Source organism: Pseudomonas sp. R2-37-08W, from assembly GCF_003851705.1.
In the GTDB taxonomy this organism is placed as follows: domain Bacteria; phylum Pseudomonadota; class Gammaproteobacteria; order Pseudomonadales; family Pseudomonadaceae; genus Aquipseudomonas.
Genome location: NZ_CP027728.1, coordinates 3,649,301 through 3,671,380 on the forward strand (window position 1 = coordinate 3,649,301; position 22,080 = coordinate 3,671,380).

Below are 22,080 nucleotides of genomic sequence, written 5' to 3' on the forward strand. Positions count from 1 at the left end.
TTTTCTTCGTTTAACTGTCAGCTCTGCGCGACTGCGCCCCGATCTTTCCTGGCTGGAACCTACGCATGAAACGCCCTCGACCTGCCCGACGCGCCCTGCTTGTGGTGGCGTGCCTGATTCCCATCGTTGCGTTTGCCACCTGGCAAGGCCTGGCGCCGGGTCGCGACTCCCTGGCCACCGTCACCGTCACCCGTGGCGATATCGAAAACAGCGTCACGGCCCTGGGCACCCTGCAACCGCGGCGTTATGTGGATGTGGGCGCCCAGGCTTCCGGGCAGATCCAGAAAATCCACGTCGAAGCCGGCGACCAGGTCACGGAGGGCCAATTGCTGGTAGAGATCGACCCCTCGACGCAAAAGGCCAAGCTCGATGCCAGCCGCTACGCCATCGAAAACCTTGCGGCGCAGTTGCAGGAGCAGAAGGCCCAGCATGCATTGGCGCGCCAGAAGTACCAGCGCCAGCAACGCCTGAGCGCCGGCAACGCCACGCGCGAAGAGGATGTACAAACCGCCAGGGCCGAACTGAGCGCGACCCAGGCGCGGGTCCAGATGTTCCAGGCCCAGATCCGCCAGGCGCGGGCCAGCCTGCGCAGCGACGAAGCGGAACTGGGTTACACGCGTATCTATGCGCCGATGGCCGGTACTGTGGTCGCGGTGGATGCGCGGGTCGGCCAGACGCTCAACGCGCAACAACAAACCCCGCTGATTCTGCGCATCGCCAGGTTGTCGCCAATGACCGTATGGGCCGAAGTCTCCGAGGCGGATATCGGCCATGTCAAACCCGGTATGAGCGCGTACTTCACCACCTTGAGCGGCGGCAGCCGGCGTTGGACCAGCACCGTGCGCCAGATCCTGCCGATTCCGCCCAAACCCTTGAACGAAACCCAGGGCAGCGGCAGCCCGAGCAGCGCCAGCAAAAGCGGCAGCGGCCGCGTGGTGCTGTACACGGTGCTGCTGGACGTGGACAACGCCGATAACGCGCTGATGGCGGAAATGACCACCCAAGTGTTTTTCGTCGCAAACCAAGTCAAGGACGCCCTCACCGTACCGGTCGCCGCGCTGCAAGGCACGCCCAACGCGGACACGCAAATCGTCCGGGTGGTGGCGAAGAACGGCGGCATCGAGCAGCGCACGGTGCGCCTGGGTGTCAGCGACCGCCTGCGCGTTCAGGTGCTCGACGGCCTCAGCGAGGGCGATCACCTGTTGATCGGCCCGGCCGACAGCAGCGGGGGTTGAATTGACCACGCCCCTGATCGAACTCAAGCACATCCGAAAATCCTACGGCGGCGGCGACAGCCCGCAGGTCGACGTGCTGCGCGGCATCGACCTGGCGATCCATGCCGGGGAGTTCGTCGCCATCGTCGGCGCGTCCGGCTCCGGCAAGTCCACATTGATGAACATCCTCGGTTGCCTCGACCGCCCGAGCGACGGTGACTACCTGTTCGCCGGTGAAAACGTTGCCCACCTGGGCAGCGACGAACTGGCCTGGCTGCGCCGCGAAGCCTTCGGTTTCGTGTTCCAGGGCTACCACTTGATCCCGTCGGCATCGGCCCAGGAAAACGTCGAGATGCCGGCGATCTATGCCGGCATCAGTGCCAGCGAACGGCACGCCCGCGCCACCGCCCTGCTCACCCGCCTGGGCCTGGCCGACCGCACCGGCAACCGTCCGCACCAGCTCTCCGGCGGCCAGCAGCAGCGGGTGTCCATCGCACGGGCGCTGATGAACGGCGGGCATATCATCCTCGCCGACGAACCCACCGGCGCCCTCGACAGCCACAGCGGCGCCGAAGTGATGAGCCTGCTCGACGAACTGGCGAGCCAGGGCCATGTGGTCATCCTGATCACCCATGACCGCGAAGTGGCCGCACGGGCCAACCGCATCATCGAGATTCGCGACGGCCTGATCATCAGCGACTCGGCTGGCGCCCAGGCCTGCGTGCCTGCCGAAGCGGACAGCACAGCGCTGCAAGCCGTGGACCTGCGCCAGCGCCTGGTCGACGGCGCCGAACACAACGGCGCCTGGAAGGCCGAACTGCTCGACGCATTGCAAGCGGCCTGGCGCGTGATGTGGATCAACCGTTTTCGCACCGCGCTGACCCTGCTCGGGATCATTATCGGCGTGGCCTCGGTGGTGGTCATGCTGGCCGTGGGGGAAGGCAGCAAGCGCCAGGTCATGGCGCAGATGGGCGCGTTCGGCTCGAACATCCTGTATGTCAGTGGTTCGTCACCCAACCCGCGCACGCCCCTGGGCATCATCACCCCCCAGGATGTGGCCGCCCTGGCCACCCTGCCCCAGGTAAAACGGATCATGCCGGTCAACGGCGCCGAAGCCGGCGTGCGTTTCGGCAACATCGACTACATCGCCTATGTCGGCGGCAACGACACCCAGTTTCCGAGCATCTTCAACTGGCCGGTGGTCGAGGGCAGCTACTTTACCGAAGCCGACGAACGCAACGCCGCCACCGTCGCGGTGATCGGCGCCCGGGTGCGTGACAAGCTGTTCAAAGGCCTGGTCAACCCCATCGGCCAGTACATCCTGATCGAAAACGTGCCGTTCCAGGTGGTGGGCGTGCTCCAGGAAAAAGGCTCCAGCTCGGGCAACAAAGACAGTGATGACCGCATTGCCATCCCCTACTCCGCCGCCAGCATCCGCCTGTTCGGCAGCTATAACCCGGAGTACGTGGTGATCGCGGCCGCCGACGCCACACGGGTGAACGCCGCCGAGCAGGCCATCGACCAGTTGCTCAAGCGCCTGCACCAGGGCAAGGACGATTATCACCTGACCAACAACGCCGCGATGATCCAGGCCGAGGCGCGCACGGCCAACACACTGTCGTTGATGCTCGGCTCGATTGCGGCGATTTCCCTGTTGGTGGGCGGCATCGGCGTAATGAACATCATGCTGATGACCGTGCGTGAACGTACCCGCGAAATCGGCATCCGCATGGCCACCGGTGCCCGTCAGCGCGACATCCTGCGCCAGTTTCTCACCGAGGCAGTGATGCTCTCGGTGGTCGGCGGGCTGTTGGGTATCGCCTTGGCGTTGCTGGTGGGTGGCGTGCTGGTACTGGCCGAGGTGGCGGTGCAGTTTTCCCTGATGGCGGTGCTCGGCGCCTTTGGCTGCGCGCTGGTCACCGGTGTCGTATTCGGCTTTATGCCGGCCCGTAAAGCTGCCCGGCTCGATCCGGTTAAGGCGTTGACCAGTGAATAAACGACCCCTCGCACCGCCGCTGGCGCTGCTCAGCCTGTGCCTGTTGCTCAATGCCTGTGCGGGTAATGCGCCCGCCGTCGACAGCGGCATCGCGCCGCCCGCCGCCTGGCAATACGCCGAGCGCGCGGCCAACCAAGCCAGCAACCAGCGCTGGTGGACGCAATTTGGCAGCCACTCGCTCAACCGCCTGATCGACCAGGCCCGCCGTGACAGTTTCGACGTTGCCGCCGCCATGGCCCGCGTGCGCCAGGCGCAGGCGACGGCGGTGATTGCCGGCGCGCCGCTGCTGCCCGAGGTCAAGTTCAACCTCACCGCCACCCGTGAGAAACTGCTGCGCGGCAGCGGCAACTCGGACCTGAACGCCACCGAGAGCAACAGAACCGTCAGCAGCTATGACGCCAACCTCACGGCAAGCTACGAACTCGACTTCTGGGGCGGCCGCGCCGCAGCACGGGACAGCGCACTGCAGAGCCTGCAGGCCAGCCAGTTCGACCAGGCCAACGTCGAGCTGACCCTGCTCAGCAACGTGGCCGACCGCTACGCGCAAACCCTGGCCGCGCGCCAGCGCGTGCAGATCGCCGAGCTGAACCTGGCGAATGCGCGCAATGTGCTGAAGCTGGTGCAAACCCGCTACGACGCCGGTTCCGCCACGGCCCTGGAGCTGGCGCAACAGAAAAGCCTGGTGGCCAGCCAGCAACGGCAACTGCCGCTGATCGAGCAGTTGGCCGAAGACTCGCGGATCACCCTTGCCGCGTTGCTCGGCCAGCCCGTGCAGGCGCTGACGCTGGGCAATGAGGCGTTCCAGGCACTGACCTGGCCAAGCATCGGGCCCGGCGTGCCGAGCCAGTTATTGAGCCGGCGCCCCGACCTGGCCCAGGCCGAGGCACAGCTGGCGGCGGCGAGCGCCGATGTGCGCGTGGCCCGTGCGGCGATGTTGCCTGCCGTCACCCTGGGCGCGACCCTGGGTTCAGGCGCGTACAAGGCCGACGACATCCTGCGCAGCCCGTTCTACACCCTGACCTCGGGCCTGGTGGCGCCGATCTTCAACAACGGTCGTTTAAGCGCGGAACGCGACAAGGCCCGTGCGCGCCAGGATGAGCTGCTGCATACCTACCGAGGGGCGATCATCAACGGCTTTGCCGACGTGGAAAAAGCCCTCAGCAGCATCACCCGCCTGGACCAGCAGCGCCAATGGCAAGCCGAGGAGCTGCAACAGGCACAGACCGCGTTCCAGATCGCAGAAAGCCGTTACCAGGCCGGTGCCGAGGATTTGCTCACGGTGCTGGAAACCCAACGCACCTTGTACGCGGCCCAGGACTTGAACGTGCAACTGCGACTGTCACGCTTGCAGGCCAGCATCGCGTTGTATAAAGCGCTGGGCGGTGGCTGGAGCAGCGGCAACTGAAAAACGAAACTCCAGTTTCGTACACAAACCGTTTAATCGCCTTACATTATTAGACCCAAGGTCCTTGGTAAAAAAGCCGCCTTCACACGGCTCTTCCAGGACCTTTTAATGAAACCCAGCGTTGTTGGAAAATGCCTGGTTTGCCTCGGCGCCTGGCTGATCGCCCACCTGGCCCTGGCCGACCCCTTGATCACGCCCACCGCCATTGACTGGTTACTGGATTGCCCCTTCCCGGCGTTTGAACGGCTCGACCCCGAAGTTCTCGCGCGCACCCAATGCGGCCAGGTGACGGTGCCCCGCGACCATGCCGCACCCGGCCGCGGGCGCCTGCGCCTGAGCGTGACACGCATCGGCGCACGCGACCCGCTCAACCGTGAGGGCGTGGTATTTATCCAGTCCGGCGACCCGCGTGCAGCTAAAAACGCCACCTTTGCCCTGCATCTCGTCGGCCGCTGGGAGTCTTATGCCACCCAGGCTTACCGCACATTGGTCGACCGCTACGACGTAATCGAACTGAGCCCCCGCGACCTGCAACAGGACGCCGCCGTCGAACAGGCGGCGCGGGATATGGAGTATGTCCGTGTGCAACTGGGCGAGGCCCAACTCAACTACGTCGGCAATGCCGACGCGGCGAGGCTCGGCAACCGCTATGCCACGCTGTTTCCCGAACGCATCACGCGCATGGTGCTGGTCAACGCCGGGCGCGGCGAGCCGGTGGCTTCCGGCGTCGAGCTGCTGCTGCTCAAGGAACCCGCCCAGGCCAGCGGTGACGGCTGTGTCAGCCGCTGGCTCGGTGATTTTCTGGTTTTCGGCAAACAGCCACCGGCGAACACACGCTGCCTCGACCGTGGCGGCTGGGACTGACCCTTGCGTTTACGACCTATCGACACCAGAAACGACACCCTGCGTTGACGCTGCGGCCCGATCGTTATTAAGTGCTATTTATCCGCATTAATACGATAAATCGAAACCATGCTGAGCCGTCCGCTACGCCGCAAACGCCAGAAGCTGTCCGATGTGATCGTCGAGTCGGTCAAGCGCTCCATCGTCACCGACGCCTTGAAGCCCGGCGACCGCTTGCCCACCGAACGCGAGCTGATGGAAAGCTTCCAGTGCTCCAAGGGCTCGGCCCGCGAAGCGCTCAAGGCGCTGGAAGTCGAAGGCCTGGTGAGCACGCGCACCGGCCCCAGTGGCGGCGCCTACCTGAACCAGGCCGGCACCGAACCCGCCAGCCGCGCGCTGCGCAACTACCTGCACTTCCAGCACCTGGACGGCGAGCAGGTGTACCAACTGCGCAAGGTCATCGAAGTGGAGCTGGCGCTGTCGGTGCTCGGGCGCTTGAGCGAGAGCGACTACCAGGCCTTGCAGGACAACGTGGACTTTTGCAGCGCCCCCGAAGACAGCGAAGCCGGCCAGCGCGAACAGCGTCTGGCGGAACTGGAATTTCACAACCTGCTGGCCAAGGCCTGCCCCAACCCGCTGCTCGGTTTCATGGCGCAGTTTCTCAACGATCTGCTGCGCGACCTGGTGGTGCTGAAAAAAGCCTACAAGCCCAAGCGCAAGCAGTTCGATGCGGCCAACCTCGACTACCACAAGCAATTGCTGATCGCCTTTCGCGCCGGGGATGAAAGCGCGGTGCGCAGCTTGATGCATGAACACATGTGCGATGCCGAACACCACATGACTGCGCTGGAAGGCCAGGTCAGCCCGCACTTCCTGCTGGAGTTCGATCACTCCTAAACCACCACAAAACCCATGTGGGAGGGGGCTTGCTCCCGATAGCGGTGGATCAGCCACCCGATGCAGTGACTGACACTCAGTCATCGGGAGCAAGCCCCCTCCCACATGGGTTATGCATTCCAATCGATAGACCCGCGTCACCTCAATAAAAAACGCCTGCCCACAGGCCCTTGCTCCATCGTATCGCCCTTGCCGCTCCTGCCAATAACTAAACCAGGGAGTCACCCCATGCAGCGTCGTACGTTATTGAAAGCCAGTCTCACCTTCGCCTCCGCCCTCAGCCTCCCGCTGAGCGTGCGTGCGGCATTCGCCGCCGAGCCCTTTACCTTTTACGGCCTCAAGTCCATGTCTGGCGCCTTTGCCAGCTATGGCAAGTTTGCCGACATGGGTTCGCGCTTGGCGGTGGAGCAGCACCCGCAAGTGCTCGGCCGCCCGTTGCACTACAAGGTCATCGATACCGAAGGCAATGCCGGCAAGGCGGTGCGCAAGGTGCAGGAGGCGATCCAGCAGGACGGCGCGCGGTTCTTCCAGGGCTGCACGCTGTCCTCGTCGGCCCTGGCAGTGGCCAAGGAAGTCGACAAGGTCGGCGGCGTGTTCATGACCCCGGTGGGCGCCGACGAGGTCACCGGCAAGGACTGCAACAAGGCCACGTTTCGCTGGTCGGTGCCCACCTACGGCGCCATCCGCGAAACCATGCTGCCGCTGATCAAGCTGCTGCCGGACGCCAAGCGCTGGTACACCATCACCCCGCAATACGTGTTCGGTGAAGCCTTGCTCGAAGGCGCGAAAAACGTGCTCAAGGAACACGGCCTGGAACACGTCGGCAACAGCTACCACTCCTTGCAGGAGCAGGAATTCTCCGGCTACCTGACCAACGCCATCTCCATCAGGCCCGATGTACTGGTGCTGCTCAACTTCGGCAGCCAGTCATCCAACACCCTGCGCCAGGCGGTGAATTTCGGCATCAAGGAACGCATGAAGGTGCTGCTGGTGTGGTCCGCCGGCCTCGACCAGTTCCAGGAACTGGGCAGCGATATTCTCGAAGGCGTGTACCTCGGTGCGCAGTACTGGCACCAGGTCGATACGCCGCTCAACCGCGAGCTGGTCAAGCTGACCCAGGCCAAATACGGCATCAACCCCACCTACCCGCTCGCCGCCGACTACATCAGCACCAAGGTGATGCTCGAGACCATCGTCGCCACCGGCAGCTTCGACGGGCCGACCGTGGCCAAGGCCCTGCAGGGCCTGAGTTATGAAGGCCCGACCGGCAAGGAATCGATCCGCGCCGGCGACCATCAGGTGATCAAGGACTACTACCTGCTGATCGGCAAGGCCGCCGCCGATATGACCGACAAGGACGACCTGGCCAAGGTGCTCAGCGCCGGCCAGTCCTTCCCGCCGGTGGAAGCCACGGGCTGCACGCTCGTCTGAGTTTCTGACTATCGCACCGGCATCCTGCTGAGGGCTTGCGCATGCTTAATCTTTACCTGTTCCAGATACTCAACGGCCTCGGGTTGGGAATGATCTACTTCCTGATTGCGGTCGGGCTGACGATCATTTTCGGCCTGCTCAACTTCGTCAATTTCGCCCACGGCGCGTTCTTCCTGCTGGGCGCCTATATCTGCTACACCGCCGTCAGCCTCACCGGCAGCTTCTGGCTGGCGCTGCTGATTGCGCCGCTGGTGGTGGCCGCGCTGGCGTGGGTGATCGAGCGCCTGCTGATCCAGCGTATCTACCACTTGCCGCACATGTTCCAGATCCTGGTAACGCTGGGCATCGCGTTGATCATCCAGGAAGCCAGCGTGATGATCTGGGGTCCGGTGGGCAAGAGTGTCGCGGTGCCGGAACTGTTGCGCGGCGTGCTGGTGGTGGGCGATTTCGTCTACCCCTACTACCGCCTGTTCCTCATCGTGTTTTCCGCGGTGGTGGGCCTGGCCCTGTGGCTGCTGCTGGAACGCACGCGCTTCGGTGCACTGGTACGCGCCGGCAGCGAGAGCACCGAAACCGTATCGCTGCTGGGCACCAATATCTTCCGTTTGTTCTCCATGACCTTCGCCCTTGGTGTTGGCCTGGCCGGCATGGCCGGTGTGCTGTTCGCGCCGTTGCGCGGTGCGCAGCCGTTCGTGGGCCCGGAGATTCTCGGCATCGCCTTCGTGGTGGTGGTGATCGGCGGCATGGGTTCGTTCAGCGGTGCGCTGGTCGGCGGTTTGCTGGTGGGCGTGGTGCAAAGCCTGATGACCACACTCTGGCCCCAGGGCGCGAGCCTGATGATCTACGGCGCAATGGCCGTGGTGATTCTGGTACGCCCCTACGGCCTGTTCGGGAGAGCCTGACATGAGCGAGAAAAATCCCCTGCCGTTTGCCAAGACGCAATCGCGCGCCATGTTGCTGTGGGTCGTGGCGGTGCTGATCGGCCTGCCGTTGATATTGCCTTCGGCGACCCTGGCCAGCGAAATCCTGATCTTTGCCATGGCCGCCCTGGCCTGCAACCTGTTGCTGGGCTACACCGGGCTGTTGTCGTTCGGCCAAGGTATTTTCTTTGGCGCCGGTGCATATTGCGCGGCGTTGCTGATGATCCACCTGCAATGGGGCCTGTTCACGGCGTTGCTGGGTGCTGCCGTCGTCGGCGGCTTCCTGGCGTTGCTGGTGGGCGCCCTGGCGATCCGTCGCACTGGCATCTACTTCGTGATGCTCACGTTGGCGTTCAGCCAGATGGCTTACTTTGTCGCCTACACCCTGAGTGACTGGACCGGCGGCGACAACGGCCTGCTCAGCGTGCCGCGCCCCGAGATTCGTATCGGTGACACGGTGCTGCTGTCGCTGGCCGACGCCCGCGCCTTCTACGGCTTTGTCGCCGTGCTGTTCCTGCTGATCTTTATCGGCGCGCGCCGGGTGATCGCCTCGCCGTTCGGCAGCACCTTGATGGCGATCCGCGAAAACGAAACCCGCGCCTCGGCGATCGGCTACGACACGCGGCACTTCAAGATCCTGGTGTTTGTGTTGTCGGGCGCGGTCACCGGCATCGCCGGGGCGTTGTACGCGATGCTGCTGCACTTTGTGCCGCTGTCGAACATCGACCTGATGATGTCCGAGAACATCCTGATCATGACCATCGTCGGCGGCACCGGCTCGCTGTTCGGCTCGTTGCTGGGTGCCGGTTCCATCGTGCTGCTGGGGGATTTCCTCTCCGACCTGTGGCCCCGCTGGTTGATGCTGCTGGGGGTGATCCTGATCGTGGTGGTGGTCTTCATGCGCGGCGGTCTGTGGGGCGGCCTGGTGTCGCTGTTCGAGAAGGTGCGCGGCAGCCGCAAAACCGCTGTCGTCGCCAAGGAGGAAGGGCTATGAGCATCCTGCTGCAAACCCAAGACCTGGAACTGGCCTACGGCGCGTTCCATGCGGTCAATGGCGTCAACCTCAAGGTCGAGGCCGGCACTATCCACACCATCATCGGCCCCAACGGCGCGGGCAAGACCAGCCTGTTTCACTGCCTCACCGGGGAGCGCCAAGCCACTGCCGGCGCGATCCATTTCGACGGCAGGAACCTGATGCGCAAACCCGCCCATGCCCGCGTCGGCCTGGGCATGGCGCGCTCGTTCCAGCTCACCAGCCTGTTCCAGAACCTCAGCGTGCGCGAAAACCTGCGCCTGGCCGCCCAGGGCCGGGACGGTGCGCGCGCCCTGAATTTCTGGCGCCGCGTGGACAGCAAGCGCGAACACCTGGAGATGGCCGACCAGGTGCTGGAACGCCTGCAACTCACCGCCCGCGCCGACACCCTGGCCGGCGAGTTGTCCCACGGCCAGCAGCGGGTCCTGGAAGTGGGCATGTCGATCTGTTCCAGGCCCAAACTGCTGATGCTCGACGAGCCCACCTCGGGCATGGGCATCGATGACATTCCGATCATGACCCAACTGATCAGCGATCTGGGCCGCGACCACACGGTGCTGCTGATCGAACACAACATGAGCATCGTCATGTCCATCAGCCAACGCATCACCGTGATGAGCCACGGGCAGATCCTGGTGGAAGGCACGCCGGAATTCGTGCGCGCCGATGAACGTGTGCGCAGTGCTTATCTGGGAGAGGCCGCCTGATGCTGATCGTCGAGAATATCCATTCCTACTACGACAAGAGCCACGTGCTCGAAGGCGTGTCATTGACCGTCAACCCCGGCGAACTGGTGACGCTGCTCGGGCGCAACGGCGCCGGCAAGACCACGACCTTGCGCAGCATCCTGGGCATCATCTGCCCGCGCCAGGGCCAGATCCATTTCAACGGGCAGGCGCTGGTGGGCCAGAAGATATTTCAAATCGCCCGCCAGGGCCTGGCGCTGGTGCCGGAGAACCGTGGGATTTTCCGCCTGCTCAGCGTCGAGGAAAACCTGCGCATCGCCGCCCGCAAGACCAGCCGCTGGCAGCTGGAGGATGTGTACGGCATGTTCCCGCGCCTCAAGGAACGGCGCAAGAACGCCGGCCATGCACTCTCCGGCGGCGAGCAACAGATGCTCGCCATCGCCCGCGCGCTGCTCAACGATCCCAAGCTGCTGATCCTCGATGAACCTACCGAAGGCCTGGCCCCGGTGATCGTCGACGAACTGGTGAAGATCCTGCGCAAGGTCAAGGACGACGGCCTGCCCGTGCTGCTGGTGGAACAGAACCTGATGGTCTGCGACAAGCTCGCCGACCGCCATTACGTACTCGAACAGGGCCGCGTGGTGTACGAAGGCAGCGCCGCAGATTTTCGCGCCGACCCGACCATCAAGAATCGCTACCTGGCCCTGAGTGCCTGACTGGAGAATGCCCATGAACAGCTTTGCGCAACCGCTAACCAGCAACGCCCCGCTGATCGATCGCGACCGCCTGTGGCAGTCCTTGATGGACCTGGCCCGGCTTGGCGCCACGGCCAAAGGCGGCGTGTGCCGCCTGGCCCTGACCGACCTTGACCGCCAGGCCCGTGACCTGTTCGTGCAGTGGTGCGAGGCTGCCGGCTGCAGCGTGACTGTGGACGCCATCGGCAATATTTTTGCCCGCCGCGCCGGGCGCAACCCCGCCCTGCCCCCGGTGATGACCGGCAGCCACATCGACACCCAGCCCACCGGCGGCAAGTTCGATGGCTGCTACGGGGTGATGGCCGGCCTGGAAGTGATCCGCACCCTGAACGATCTGCAGATCGAAACCGAAGCGCCCATCGAAGTGGTGGTGTGGACCAACGAAGAAGGCTCGCGCTTCCCGCCGTGCATGATGGGCTCCGGGGTATTCGCCGGTAAGTTCGACCTGCAGGACACCCTCGACAAACAGGACGAACATGGCCTGTCGGTGGGCGCCGAATTGCAGCGCATCGGTTATGCCGGTTCCCGCCCTGTACTGGGCCATCCGGTGGGCGCGTATTTCGAGGCGCATATCGAACAGGGCCCGGTGCTGGAGGACCAGGCCACCACCATCGGCGTGGTGATGGGCTGCCTGGGCCAGAAATGGTTCGACCTGACCCTTACCGGCGTCGAAGCCCATGCCGGGCCGACGCCGATGCACCTGCGCAAGGACGCCCTGGTGGGCGCCGCCGAGGTGGTCAGCGCGGTCAACCGCATCGCCCATCAGCAGCAGCCTCACGCCTGCGGCACCGTCGGTTGCCTGAGCCTGCACCCCGGCTCACGCAATGTGATTCCCGGCCAGGTGCACATGACCCTCGACCTGCGCCACCTGCATGCGGACAAGTTGCACGCCATGGTCGACGAAGTGCGCGGCGTGATCGAAGCCAGCGCCGCCCGGCACGGCTTGACGTTCGAACTGACCCCCACCGCCGACTTCCCGCCCCTGGACTTCAACCCCACCTGCGTGAATGCCGTACGCGACGGCGCGAAGGCCCTGGGCTTGAGCCATATGGATATCGTCAGCGGCGCCGGGCACGACGCGATCTTCGTCGCCGAACTGGGCCCGGCCGGGATGATCTTTGTGCCGTGTGAAGGCGGCATCAGCCACAACGAAATCGAAAACGCCGCGCCGGATGACCTGGCGGCGGGTTGCGCGGTACTGCTGCGCGCCATGGTCAATGCCGCACAGGGAGCCCAGCCATGAGCGAGATCGGCCAACTGACGGCGGTGCAACTGCTGCAGCATTTTCGCGACAAGACCTTGTCGCCGGTGGAGGTCACCGAGGACGCGCTGTTGCGTATCGAGCGCTATAACCCGGTGGTGAATGCCTACTGCCATGTGGACCCGCAAGGTGCATTGAATGCGGCACGCGCCGCCGAGCAACGCTGGCTCAAAGGCCAGCCCTGCGGCGCGCTGGATGGCGTGCCGGCCTCGATCAAGGATTTGACCTTGACGATGGGCATGCCCACCCGCAAGGGTTCGCGCACCACGTCCGCCGAAGGGCCGTGGGACATCGATGCACCCTTCACCGCCTTCATGCGCAAGGCCGGCGCGGTGCTGCTGGGCAAGACCACCACCCCGGAGTTCGGCTGGAAAGGCGTCACCGACAACCCGCTGTACGGCATCACGCGCAACCCCTGGGACACCCGCACCACGGCGGGCGGTTCGTCCGGTGGCGCCGGGGCGGCAGCGGCGCTGAACCTCGGCGTGCTGCACCAGGGCAGCGACGCGGGCGGCTCGATCCGGATTCCCTGTGCGTTCACCGGCACCTTCGGCATCAAGCCGACCTTTGGTTATGTGCCGCAATGGCCGGCAAGCTCGATGACGATCCTGTCGCACCTGGGCCCGATGACGCGCACCGTGGAAGACAGCGTCTTGATGCTGCAGGCCGTGGCGCAGCCGGACGCGCGGGACGGGCTGATCGGTGCGCCAAGGACCACGCCGTGGCTGACGCCAGGTAACGACCTGAAGGGATTGCGCATCGCCTACAGCCCGACCTTTGGTTACGTGGATGTGGACCCGCAGGTGGCCAGGGTGGTCGCCGCAGCGGTCGATGGCCTGGTGCAGTTGGGCGCCCATGTCGAACAGATCGACCCCGGTTTCAGCGACCCGTTGGAGGTGTTCAGCACCTTGTGGGCCGCCGGCGCTGCGCGCTTGACTCGCAGCATGAGCGACGCGCAGAAGCAGCTGCTCGATCCCGGCCTGTTGCGCATTGCGCAACGAGGCGAACGCTTGAGCCTGGATGATTTCAATGCGGCCCTGGAAGCCCGTGCGGCGCTGGTCGCGCGGATGGCGGCGTTCCATGAGCACTACGACGTACTGGTGTCACCGATGATGCCGATCACCGCGTTCGAGGCCGGGCACACCGTCCCACCGGGTTCGGGCCTGGAGGAATGGACGCAGTGGACGCCGTTCACCTACCCCTTCAACCTCACCCAGCAACCGGCCGCGTCGGTGCCGTGCGGGCTGGCGGCGAATGGGCTGCCGGTGGGGCTGCATGTGGTGGGCGCGCGGTTTGCCGATGAGCAGGTGTTGAGAGTGTGCCAGGCGTACGCCAAGGCATTCCCCACCCAACACCTGCAAGCCCCGCTCACCGGAACACTGTAGATCCAAATGTGGGAGGGGGCTTGCCCCCGATAGCAGTGGTTCAGTCAATTAATCTGTCACTGACCCACCGCCATCGGGGGCAAGCCCCCTCCCACAGTTTTGACCGCATTCCACTACAATGCCCTCCATTCATTCCCGGGGGCTTCATGGACATCGAACTGGCACGCACCTTCCTCGAAATCACCCGCTGCGGCAGCCTGGCCGCGGCGGCGGAGAAACTGCACGTCACCCAGACCGCCATCACCGCACGGGTGAAAAACCTGGAAAACCAGTTGGGCAGTACGCTGTTCGTGCGCAATCGCGCCGGGGCCAGGCTGACCGCCGATGGCGAGGCCTTCGTGGTGTACGCCAACCAGTTGCTGCAAACCTGGGAAGCGGCACGCCGTGACCTGCCGTTGCCCGATGGCTATCGCAATGTGCTGCATATCGGCGGCGAAGTCAGCCTGTGCAACCCGTTGATGCTCGGCTGGGCCAAGGCGCTGCGCGAGCGAATACCGGGGCACGCGCTGCGCACTGAAGTGCGTGAAGGCGAGTACCTGTTGCGCCAGTTGGAACTGGGCGTGCTCGACGCCGCGCTGGTGTTCCAGCCGCAGTACTGGCCGGGCTTGCAGGTGGAGCAGGTGCTGGAAGAAAAACTGATCCTGGTGCAACTGGCGAGCAAGCCCGAGCCCTACGTGTATATCGATTGGGGCCCAGGCTTTCGCCAGCAGCACGACGCCGCCCTGCCCGACCGGGCGCGCGCGGCGGTGAGTTTCAACCTGGGGCCGCTGGCGTTGCAGTACATCCTCGAGAACGGCGGCGCCGGGTACTTCCGCACGCGGGTGGTGCAGAGTTACCTGGACAGCGGCGTGATGCAGCGCGTGGCCAAGGCGCCGGAGTTCAGTTTCCCGACTTACCTGGTGTATTCGAGGGCACGGGACTCGGCGGTGCTGCAGCAGGCGTTGACGCTGTTGCGCGAGGTGGTCAAGGCCGAAGGTGATTGGTCGCAACGCTGGGACCCGCTGATTTGAATCACCCTGCACCTGCGCCCATGCTAGCCTGCGGGTGTTTCCTCTCGCAGCCTTACCGATGAACAAAAAAAGTCCGTCACCATCAGCGACATCGCCAAACGGGTGGGCATGACCACCATCACCGTGTCCCGGGCGCTGAGCAAACCTGACCTGGTCAAACCCGCCACCCTGGCGCGCATTCTGGAAGTGGCGCGCGAGCTCGACTACGTGCCCAACGCCTTCGCGCGGGGGCTCAAGCGCAGTGAGAGCCTGATCATCGGCGTGATCACCGCGTCGGTGGACAACCCGTTCTACAGCGAGATGATCAAGGCGATTTCCCGCGAAGCAAAAAAACACGGCTACACCATCATGCTGGTGGACACCGATGAGCTGGAAGAACTGGAAAGCAAGGCCGTCGATACCCTGCTGGGGTATCGCGTGGCAGGGATCATCCTGTCGCCGGTCTCCGATGAGCCGAGCTACCAGCCCGACTATCTCGAGCGCCTGGGCAACGGCAAGACGCCGGTGGTGCTGCTTGACCGCACGCTGCATGACAGCCCATTCAGCCGCGTGGTGCTCGACAACTACCACAGCGGCATCCAGGCCGCGCAGTACCTGCTGCGCCAGACCCCGAACCTTGAGCGCCTGCTGGTGCTGACCGGCCCCGAGCACTCGCGCATCACCGTGGAACGCCTCAAGGGCCTGCGCGAAGTGCTCGCCGAACATCCTCAGGTACACGTCGAAGTGCAGGCCGGGGACTACACGTTGATGCCGGCTTACCTGCACACCCTCGACTACCTCGCCGCGCACTCGGCGCCGGACGCGATCATGGGTTTCAACCAGTTGATCACCCTCGGCGCCCTGCGCGCGTTGCGCATGCACAACATCGCCCATGACAGCCTGACCATCTGCGGCATCGACCGCCTGCCCTTCGCCGACATTTTCGGCGTGCCCATCGCCTGTGTGGCCCACGACGCATCCCTGGCTGGCAGCAGCGCGGTGCGCCTGCTGCTTGATCGCCTGCAAGACCCGCACAAACCACGGGACAAGGTGGTTATTGCCGGGCAGCTGGAGAACGGCTAGCGGCTGGTATAGCCGCCATCGATGGGCAGGCTCACGCCGCTGATCATGCTGGCGGCATCGCTGAGCAGGAACAGCACGGGCAACGCCACTTCCATGGTTTGCGCAAAACGGCCGAGGGGAATCGCGGCCAGCGCCGGATCGCGCTTGGCCGGGTCCGACCAGGCCATGGTCGCCATCGGCGTGAGCGTGACGGTGGGGTTGACGCTGTTGACGCGAATGCCGAAGCGGCCCCATTCAGCGCATTGCACGCGGGTGATCGCATCCAGCGCGGCCTTGGAGGCGCAGTAGCCGAGGTGATCATCCAAGGCCACCAGCGAGGCCTGGCTGGACACGTTGACGATACTGCCGGCGATGCTCGCCCCGATCATCCTCGCCGCGACACGGCTGGCCACCTGCGCAGCGGCGCGGGCGTTGACGTTCATCACCTGGTCGAAGGCCTCGGCACTGATGGAAACGGCGGGCTCCAGGCGTGAAATGCCGGCGCAGTTGACCAGACCGTGCAGGGGCGGCAAGTCTTGCAATGCTTTATCGAGGGCCGCGCTGTCGGCGATATCCAGGCTCAGGGTATGGCAGCCTAATTCGGCCAAAGCTTGAGCATCGCGGCCCAGGGCGAATACTTCAGCGCCGCTGAGGATGAGCTGCCGGGCGATCTCGCGACCGATGCCACTGCTGGCGCCGGTGACGAGGATGCGGTGACGGGTGAAGTCAAAGCTGGCCTGCATAAATAAATTCCCAAAATAATGAAGATCCCCTGTGGGAGGGGGCTTGCTCCCGATGAGGGCGTGTCAGTTAATGCAGCTGTGACTGACCCACCGCCATCGGGGGCAAGCCCCCTCCCACATTTGGATGGTGTTGAAGCAGGTGGGGCCGAGGTGCCTGAAGTCGAAGCTGCATAGTGAAATTCCCGAAACAATGAAGATCCCCTGTGGGAGGGGGCTTGCTCCCGATGAGGGCGTGTCAGTTAATGCAGCTGTGACTGACCCACCGCTATCGGGAGCAAGCCCCTCCACATTTTTGGGCGGTGTTGGGTCAGGTAGCTTGCAGGCTGTGCATGATCGGTTTCAGGGCCGGGTAGAGTTTCAGATATTCGGAAAACGCCTGATCGTAAATCACGACGTTCTCGCGCTTGGGCTGTGCGCGCAGCGTCAACTGCACCCAGCCCTTATCCATCTGCCCATCACTGACCATCCCCACCGTATGCGCCGCCAACAATGCAGCCCCGAGCGCTGCTTCGACTTCCTGGACAAGGGTGTACACCGGGTAGCGCGTCACATCCGCGATGATCTGCATCCACAGATCCGAATGGCTCGCACCGCCCACCACGATCAAACGCGGGTCAAGGGAATGCGCGCCCTGGGTGCCGGCTTCGATGTTGTGGCGCAGGGCAAAACTCACCCCTTCGAGCACGGCGCGGTACAGGTGCAGGCGCGTGTGATACAGGTTCAACCCGACAAAACTGCCACTGGCGCGGTCATCCCATACCGGGCTGCGCTCCCCCATCAGGTACGGCAGGAACAACAAGCCCTCGCTGCCCGCCGGGATCGTCATCGCGCCCTGTTCGAGCAGCGCCAGGCTGTCCTGGCCGGTGGCCTGGGCCTGTTGCTCCTCGGCCTGGCAGAACTGCTCGCGAAACCAGCTGACCGACGCCCCGGCGGTGATCGCGCCGCCGAAGATGTACAGGTCGCGATGGCCGTTATAGACGTGAGGCATGCTCACCAACCCGTGGTGCGCGTCGACCTGCTGGTTGAGGTAGCCCCAGCACATGCTGGTGCCGATCATCGCCACATGGTTGCCCGGTTGGGTGACGCCTGCGGCCAGGGTCGCCATGGCCGCATCCACGCCACCGGCGAGCACCGGCGTGCCTGCCTGCAAGCCCAGGCGAACGGCCCAGTCTTCAAGCAGACCGCCCACCACTTCACCGGAATACACCAACCGCTCGGGCATCATCGAGTGCGGGATGCCAAGCGCATCGAGCATCTCGCCCGACCAGCCGCGCGCAGCCACATCGTAGACACCACCGATATTGCCGGCGCTGCTGTGGTCCACCGCCAGCGCGCCGGTCAGGCACCAGTTGATGTAGCTGTTGGGCGGCAGCAGGTAGCGCGTGTTGGCCCACACCTTAGGCCGATACTGCTTGAGCCAGAGCATCTTGGTGAAGCCGTAGTAACTGTCCACCGAATTCCCGGTGATCGCGAACAGCCGCTCCAGGTCCATATGTTCACGCACCCACTGCACCTGCTCGCCAGCGCGCCGATCCATCCAGATCAGGCACGGGTGCAACGGGGTGATCTGCGCATCCACCGCAATCCCGGAACCGCCATACAGACTGCTGATGCACAGCGCCTTGACCTGCGCCTGCTCCACACCGGCCTTGACCATGCACTGCGCCACGCACGCCTCGACCGCCGCCAACCAGACCTGCGGCCATTGTTCGGCCCAGCGCACTTTCGGGGTATCCACGCGATACCCCTGGCTGTGCTGGGCGATGAGCGTGCCGTGGGCATCCACCAGCAGCGCCTTGGTGCTCTGGGTTCCGATGTCGACCCCGATCACGTAGTCCATGGTCAGAGCACCGGCTTCAACAAGACCTTGATCGACTTCGTGGAATTGGCCAGCTCGAAGGCTTCGGCAAAGTCATCCAGCGGGAAGTCATGGGTCACGATGCCCTGGGAGGTGACCAGGCCGCGCTCGAACAGGTCGATGGCGATCGGGTAGCAATACGGGCCGAGGTGGGCGCCGCGCACGTCCAGCTCCTTGCGGTCGCCGATGATCGACCAGTCCACGCTGGTCTCGGCGCCGAACACGCTGAACTCGACGAAACGCCCGAGCTTGCGGATCAGGTCCAGGCCCTGGGTGACGCCGGCCGGTACGCCGGTGGTCTCGATGTACACGTCGCAGCCGTATTTATCAGTAAGGCCGTTGATGATCTCGCGGGCGTTGTCGCGGGACGGATTGATCACCACATCGGCACCGAACTTCTTCGCCAATTCCAGGCGCTCGTCGACCATGTCGATCACCACCAGTTTCTTCGGCGTCTTCAGCGCCGCCACCTGCACCATGCACAGGCCCAGGGTACCGGCGCCGGCAATCACCACCACATCATCGAGCTGGATATCGCCACGGTTGACCGTGTGGATCGAGCAGGCCATCGGCTCGACCAGCGCCGAGTCTTCCAGGGACACCGACTCGGGAATCCGGTGCACGATGGCGGTCTTGGGAATGCGCATGTACTGCGCCATGCCGCCCTCGGCGACTTCACGCTGGAAGCCGAAGATGTTGTGCACTTCGCACATCCAGTATTTGCCCGACTTGCAGAAACGGCACTTGGCGCACGGCACGATCTGCTCGGCGATCACCTTGTCACCCACCGCCACTTCGAAGTGTTCCTCGGCGCCCTCGCCCGCCTCCACCACATAGCCAAAAAACTCGTGGCCCGGCACCACCGGCGCCTTGACCCAGGGGTTGTCGCCGCCCCAGAACATCGCCGCGCCGGAATGGCACTTGCAGTCGCTGGCGCAGATACCGCACGCGGCGATACGGATCACCAGTTCATTGGCGCGCGCCTGGGGTTTGCCGATGCGCTCCAGGCGGTAGTCTTTGGGGCCGTGGCAGACGACGGCTTGCATATCAGTGTGCTTGTCCATGGTGTTCGTCCTGTGTTGATCAGTGTTTATCGATGGCGCTGACGGCTGATAAAGATCGCCAGCAAAATGATTGCGCCCTTGATCACGCTCTGCACGTAAGGCGAGACGCCAAGCATGTTCAGGCCGTTGTTCAAAACGCCGAGCAGCATCGCGCCCAGCAACGTGCCGACGATCACCCCACGCCCTCCGGCAATTGATGCACCGCCCAGTACCACGGCGGCAATCGCGTCCAGCTCGAACGACACGCCGGCATTCGGCTGGCCGCTCATCAAGCGCGACGTCAGCACCAGCCCGGCAATCGCGGCGGTGAGGCCGCTGATGCCGTACACCAGCAACTTGAAGCGCGCCGCCCGCACCCCGGACAAGCGCACCGCCTCTTCATTGCCGCCGATGGCGTAGATGTAGCGACCGATGCGTGTGTGCTGCAGCAGCACATAAGCCGCCAGGTAGGTGAGCAGCATGATCAGGATCGGCACCTGGATGCCCCACACGCTGGCGCGGCCGAAGAAGGCGAACCACTCCGGCAGCCCGGAAATCGGGTAGCCGTCGGTGTACATCAGCCCGAACCCACGGGCGATGCCCATGGTCGCCAGGGTCACGATGATCGGCGGCATATGCAGGTAGGCCACGAACAGGCCGTTGCCGATGCCGAACGCCACACCCACCAGCATCCCGGCGCCGATGGCCAGGCCCGGCGGCACACCCGCGACCATCAAGCCGGCCGTGAGCGTGCCGGACAACGCCATCACCGGCCCCACCGACAGATCGATGCCGCCGGTGAGAATCACGCAGGTCATGCCCACCGCGATAATCGCGTTGATCGACACCTGGCGGGCGATGTTCGACAGGTTGCTGGCGGTGAGAAAGGTGTCGCTGGCCAGGATCATCACCAGGGTCACCACCACCAGCCCGACGAAGGGATAAAACGCCGGCGAGCGCAGCAGCCGCGCCAGGTTCAGGCGCAACCGGCCGCTGCCTGCAAGGTTAATGGACGTATTCACTGGAGCCCCCTGTTGCATGGCGCATGACCTCTTGAGGATTGACGGCGGACGCTTCCAGCACCTTGACGATCGCGCCCTTGTGGAACACCGCGACGCGGTCGCACATGCCGATGACTTCCGGCAGTTCGGAGGAAATCATGATGATCGCGTAGCCCTGTTCGGTCAGGCTGCGCATCAGCGCGTAGATCTGCGCCTTGGCCCCCACATCGATGCCACGGGTGGGTTCGTCGAACACCAGCACGTCGCAGTGGTGGTTGATCCAGCGGGCGATCACGACTTTCTGCTGGTTGCCGCCGCTGAGGTTGAACACTCGGCTTTCCGCGCTGGGCGCCTTGATCGACAGCTGGCGCATCAGGGCTTCGACGCTGGCGCATTCCCTGGCCTTGTCGATCAGGCCCGTGGCGTTCTGGTATTTGGGCAGGTTATTCAGCGAGATATTTTCGCGAATGCTGAAGTCGGTGATCAGCCCTTCGCTCTTGCGGCTCTCCGGCAGCAGGCCGATGCCATGGGCAAGTGCCTGGGCCGGGTCGTCGAGGCTGACCTTTGCGCCGCGCAGCCATACGTCTTTGCTCACCGAGGGCAGCGCGCCCATCATGCCCAGGGCCAGCTCGGTGCGGCCGGAACCGACGAGGCCGGCAAAGCCGAGGATCTCACCCTTGTGCAGGTTGAAGCGGTTGTGCGGGCCATTACGCACCAGCTGAATGTCCTTGACCTCCAGCAGCAACGGCCCGCGTGCAGTGGTGGGCTTGGGCGGGAAACTGCAGGCCAGGCGGCGGCCGACCATCATTTCGACCAAGCGGTCGATGTCGCTGTCGGCCACATCGGTGACGCCGACGTTAGCGCCGTCGCGCAGCACGCTGATGCGGTCGCACACCTGGAAAATCTCCTCCAGATGGTGCGAGATAAAGATCACCGCCACGCCCTGGCGCTTGAGCTCGCGCATGATCTCGAACAGCAGCTCGGCTTCGCTGGGGGTCAGCGTCGCGGTGGGTTCATCGAGCACCAGCAAGCGCGCGTCCAGGGCCAGGGCCTTGGCGATTTCGACGAACTGCTGCTCGGCCACGCTCAGGTGCTTGACCGCGCAATCAAGGTTGATCGACACACTCAGGCGCTTGAACAGCGCTTCGCAGGCCTCACGCATGTCGCGCTTGCGCAACAGGCCGAAGCGGTTGCTCAGCTCATGGCCGAGGAAGATGTTTTCCACCGCCGTGAGGTAGGGAATCAGGCTGAATTCCTGGAACACGATGCCGATGCCGGCGGCAATCGCGTCCCGGTAGGTCGCGAATTGCCGGGCCTGGCCGTCGATCAGGATCTGCCCATCGTCCTGATGCTCGACGCCGCCGAGGATTTTCATCAGGGTGGATTTGCCCGCGCCATTTTCCCCGAGCAACGCGTGGATTTCGCCGCGCTCCACTTGCAGGTTGATGGACGTGAGGGCTTGTACCCCCGGGTAACGCTTACAGATGTTTTCCAGCTTCAGAAGACTGCTCATACCGCCGACCTCGCATTCAGAAGGACAACCCGAGCCCCACGGCGA

19 protein-coding genes are annotated in these 22,080 nt (G+C 64.2%); 14 read left to right on the forward strand and 5 right to left on the reverse strand.

Going from position 1 to position 22,080, the window contains the following annotated elements; all coding sequences use genetic code 11:
* Window positions 1-65: 65 nt before the first annotated feature.
* The 14 genes from C4J93_RS16820 (at window position 66) to C4J93_RS16885 (ending at window position 15,898) form a co-directional block, all read left to right on the forward strand.
* Entirely contained in the window at window positions 66-1,235 is a 1,170-nt protein-coding gene (locus C4J93_RS16820) for an efflux RND transporter periplasmic adaptor subunit (protein WP_124429978.1), read from the forward strand.
* 1 nt (window position 1,236) lies between these two features.
* Window positions 1,237-3,210 (forward strand): MacB family efflux pump subunit, encoded by a 1,974-nt coding sequence (locus C4J93_RS16825; protein WP_124429979.1) that lies wholly within the window; start codon window positions 1,237-1,239, stop codon window positions 3,208-3,210.
* Window positions 3,203-4,615, forward strand: a complete 1,413-nt coding sequence (locus C4J93_RS16830; protein ID WP_124429980.1) for an efflux transporter outer membrane subunit — start codon at window positions 3,203-3,205, stop codon at window positions 4,613-4,615. Before C4J93_RS16825 ends, C4J93_RS16830 begins: the two co-directional genes overlap by 8 nt.
* 108 nt (window positions 4,616-4,723) lie before the next feature.
* Window positions 4,724-5,479, forward strand: coding sequence for an alpha/beta hydrolase (locus C4J93_RS16835; protein WP_124429981.1), 756 nt, complete (start codon window positions 4,724-4,726; stop codon window positions 5,477-5,479).
* A gap of 108 nt (window positions 5,480-5,587) precedes the next feature.
* Window positions 5,588-6,355 (forward strand): FadR/GntR family transcriptional regulator, encoded by a 768-nt coding sequence (locus C4J93_RS16840; protein WP_124367538.1) that lies wholly within the window; start codon window positions 5,588-5,590, stop codon window positions 6,353-6,355.
* A gap of 228 nt (window positions 6,356-6,583) precedes the next feature.
* The gene (locus tag C4J93_RS16845; protein WP_124429982.1) at window positions 6,584-7,786 is read left to right on the forward strand and encodes an ABC transporter substrate-binding protein; all 1,203 of its coding nucleotides are present in this window, start codon (window positions 6,584-6,586) and stop codon (window positions 7,784-7,786) included.
* A 41-nt stretch (window positions 7,787-7,827) separates the two neighbouring features.
* The gene (locus tag C4J93_RS16850) at window positions 7,828-8,688 is read left to right on the forward strand and encodes a branched-chain amino acid ABC transporter permease (protein WP_124367540.1); all 861 of its coding nucleotides are present in this window, start codon (window positions 7,828-7,830) and stop codon (window positions 8,686-8,688) included.
* 1 nt (window position 8,689) lies between these two features.
* Window positions 8,690-9,700, forward strand: a complete 1,011-nt coding sequence (locus C4J93_RS16855; RefSeq protein ID WP_124429983.1) for a branched-chain amino acid ABC transporter permease — start codon at window positions 8,690-8,692, stop codon at window positions 9,698-9,700.
* Window positions 9,697-10,446, forward strand: coding sequence for an ABC transporter ATP-binding protein (locus tag C4J93_RS16860; RefSeq protein ID WP_124367542.1), 750 nt, complete (start codon window positions 9,697-9,699; stop codon window positions 10,444-10,446). The genes C4J93_RS16855 and C4J93_RS16860 overlap by 4 nt, the downstream gene beginning before the upstream one ends.
* Window positions 10,446-11,141 carry an ABC transporter ATP-binding protein gene (locus C4J93_RS16865; protein WP_124367543.1) on the forward strand — a complete coding sequence of 232 codons (696 nt, stop codon included), beginning with the start codon at window positions 10,446-10,448 and terminating at the stop codon, window positions 11,139-11,141. The genes C4J93_RS16860 and C4J93_RS16865 overlap by 1 nt, the downstream gene beginning before the upstream one ends.
* A gap of 13 nt (window positions 11,142-11,154) precedes the next feature.
* On the forward strand, window positions 11,155-12,423 hold the full coding sequence (locus tag C4J93_RS16870; protein WP_124363439.1) for a Zn-dependent hydrolase: 1,269 nt from the start codon (window positions 11,155-11,157) through the stop codon (window positions 12,421-12,423).
* The gene (locus tag C4J93_RS16875) at window positions 12,420-13,826 is read left to right on the forward strand and encodes an amidase (RefSeq protein ID WP_124429984.1); all 1,407 of its coding nucleotides are present in this window, start codon (window positions 12,420-12,422) and stop codon (window positions 13,824-13,826) included. Before C4J93_RS16870 ends, C4J93_RS16875 begins: the two co-directional genes overlap by 4 nt.
* Window positions 13,827-13,972: 146 nt before the next feature.
* Window positions 13,973-14,836, forward strand: coding sequence for a LysR family transcriptional regulator (locus C4J93_RS16880; protein WP_124367546.1), 864 nt, complete (start codon window positions 13,973-13,975; stop codon window positions 14,834-14,836).
* 108 nt (window positions 14,837-14,944) lie between these two features.
* Window positions 14,945-15,898: a LacI family DNA-binding transcriptional regulator gene (locus C4J93_RS16885; protein ID WP_124429985.1), complete on the forward strand. Its 954-nt coding sequence runs from the start codon at window positions 14,945-14,947 to the stop codon at window positions 15,896-15,898.
* Here C4J93_RS16885 and C4J93_RS16890 read toward each other — a convergent pair.
* The 5 genes from C4J93_RS16890 to C4J93_RS16910 all read right to left on the reverse strand — a co-directional run bounded on the left by C4J93_RS16890 (window position 15,895) and on the right by C4J93_RS16910 (window position 22,035).
* Window positions 15,895-16,620, reverse strand: coding sequence for an SDR family oxidoreductase (locus C4J93_RS16890; protein ID WP_124429986.1), 726 nt, complete (start codon window positions 16,618-16,620; stop codon window positions 15,895-15,897). The genes C4J93_RS16885 and C4J93_RS16890 overlap by 4 nt on opposite strands.
* Before the next feature lie 307 nt (window positions 16,621-16,927).
* Window positions 16,928-18,460: an FGGY-family carbohydrate kinase gene (locus C4J93_RS16895; RefSeq protein WP_124429987.1), complete on the reverse strand. Its 1,533-nt coding sequence runs from the start codon at window positions 18,458-18,460 to the stop codon at window positions 16,928-16,930.
* Between the two features lie 2 nt (window positions 18,461-18,462).
* Window positions 18,463-19,542 (reverse strand): alcohol dehydrogenase catalytic domain-containing protein, encoded by a 1,080-nt coding sequence (locus tag C4J93_RS16900; RefSeq protein WP_124429988.1) that lies wholly within the window; start codon window positions 19,540-19,542, stop codon window positions 18,463-18,465.
* A 26-nt stretch (window positions 19,543-19,568) separates the two neighbouring features.
* Window positions 19,569-20,561 carry an ABC transporter permease gene (locus tag C4J93_RS16905; protein WP_124363446.1) on the reverse strand — a complete coding sequence of 331 codons (993 nt, stop codon included), beginning with the start codon at window positions 20,559-20,561 and terminating at the stop codon, window positions 19,569-19,571.
* Window positions 20,527-22,035 carry a sugar ABC transporter ATP-binding protein gene (locus C4J93_RS16910; protein WP_124429989.1) on the reverse strand — a complete coding sequence of 503 codons (1,509 nt, stop codon included), beginning with the start codon at window positions 22,033-22,035 and terminating at the stop codon, window positions 20,527-20,529. Before C4J93_RS16910 ends, C4J93_RS16905 begins: the two co-directional genes overlap by 35 nt.
* Window positions 22,036-22,080 lie beyond the last annotated feature (45 nt).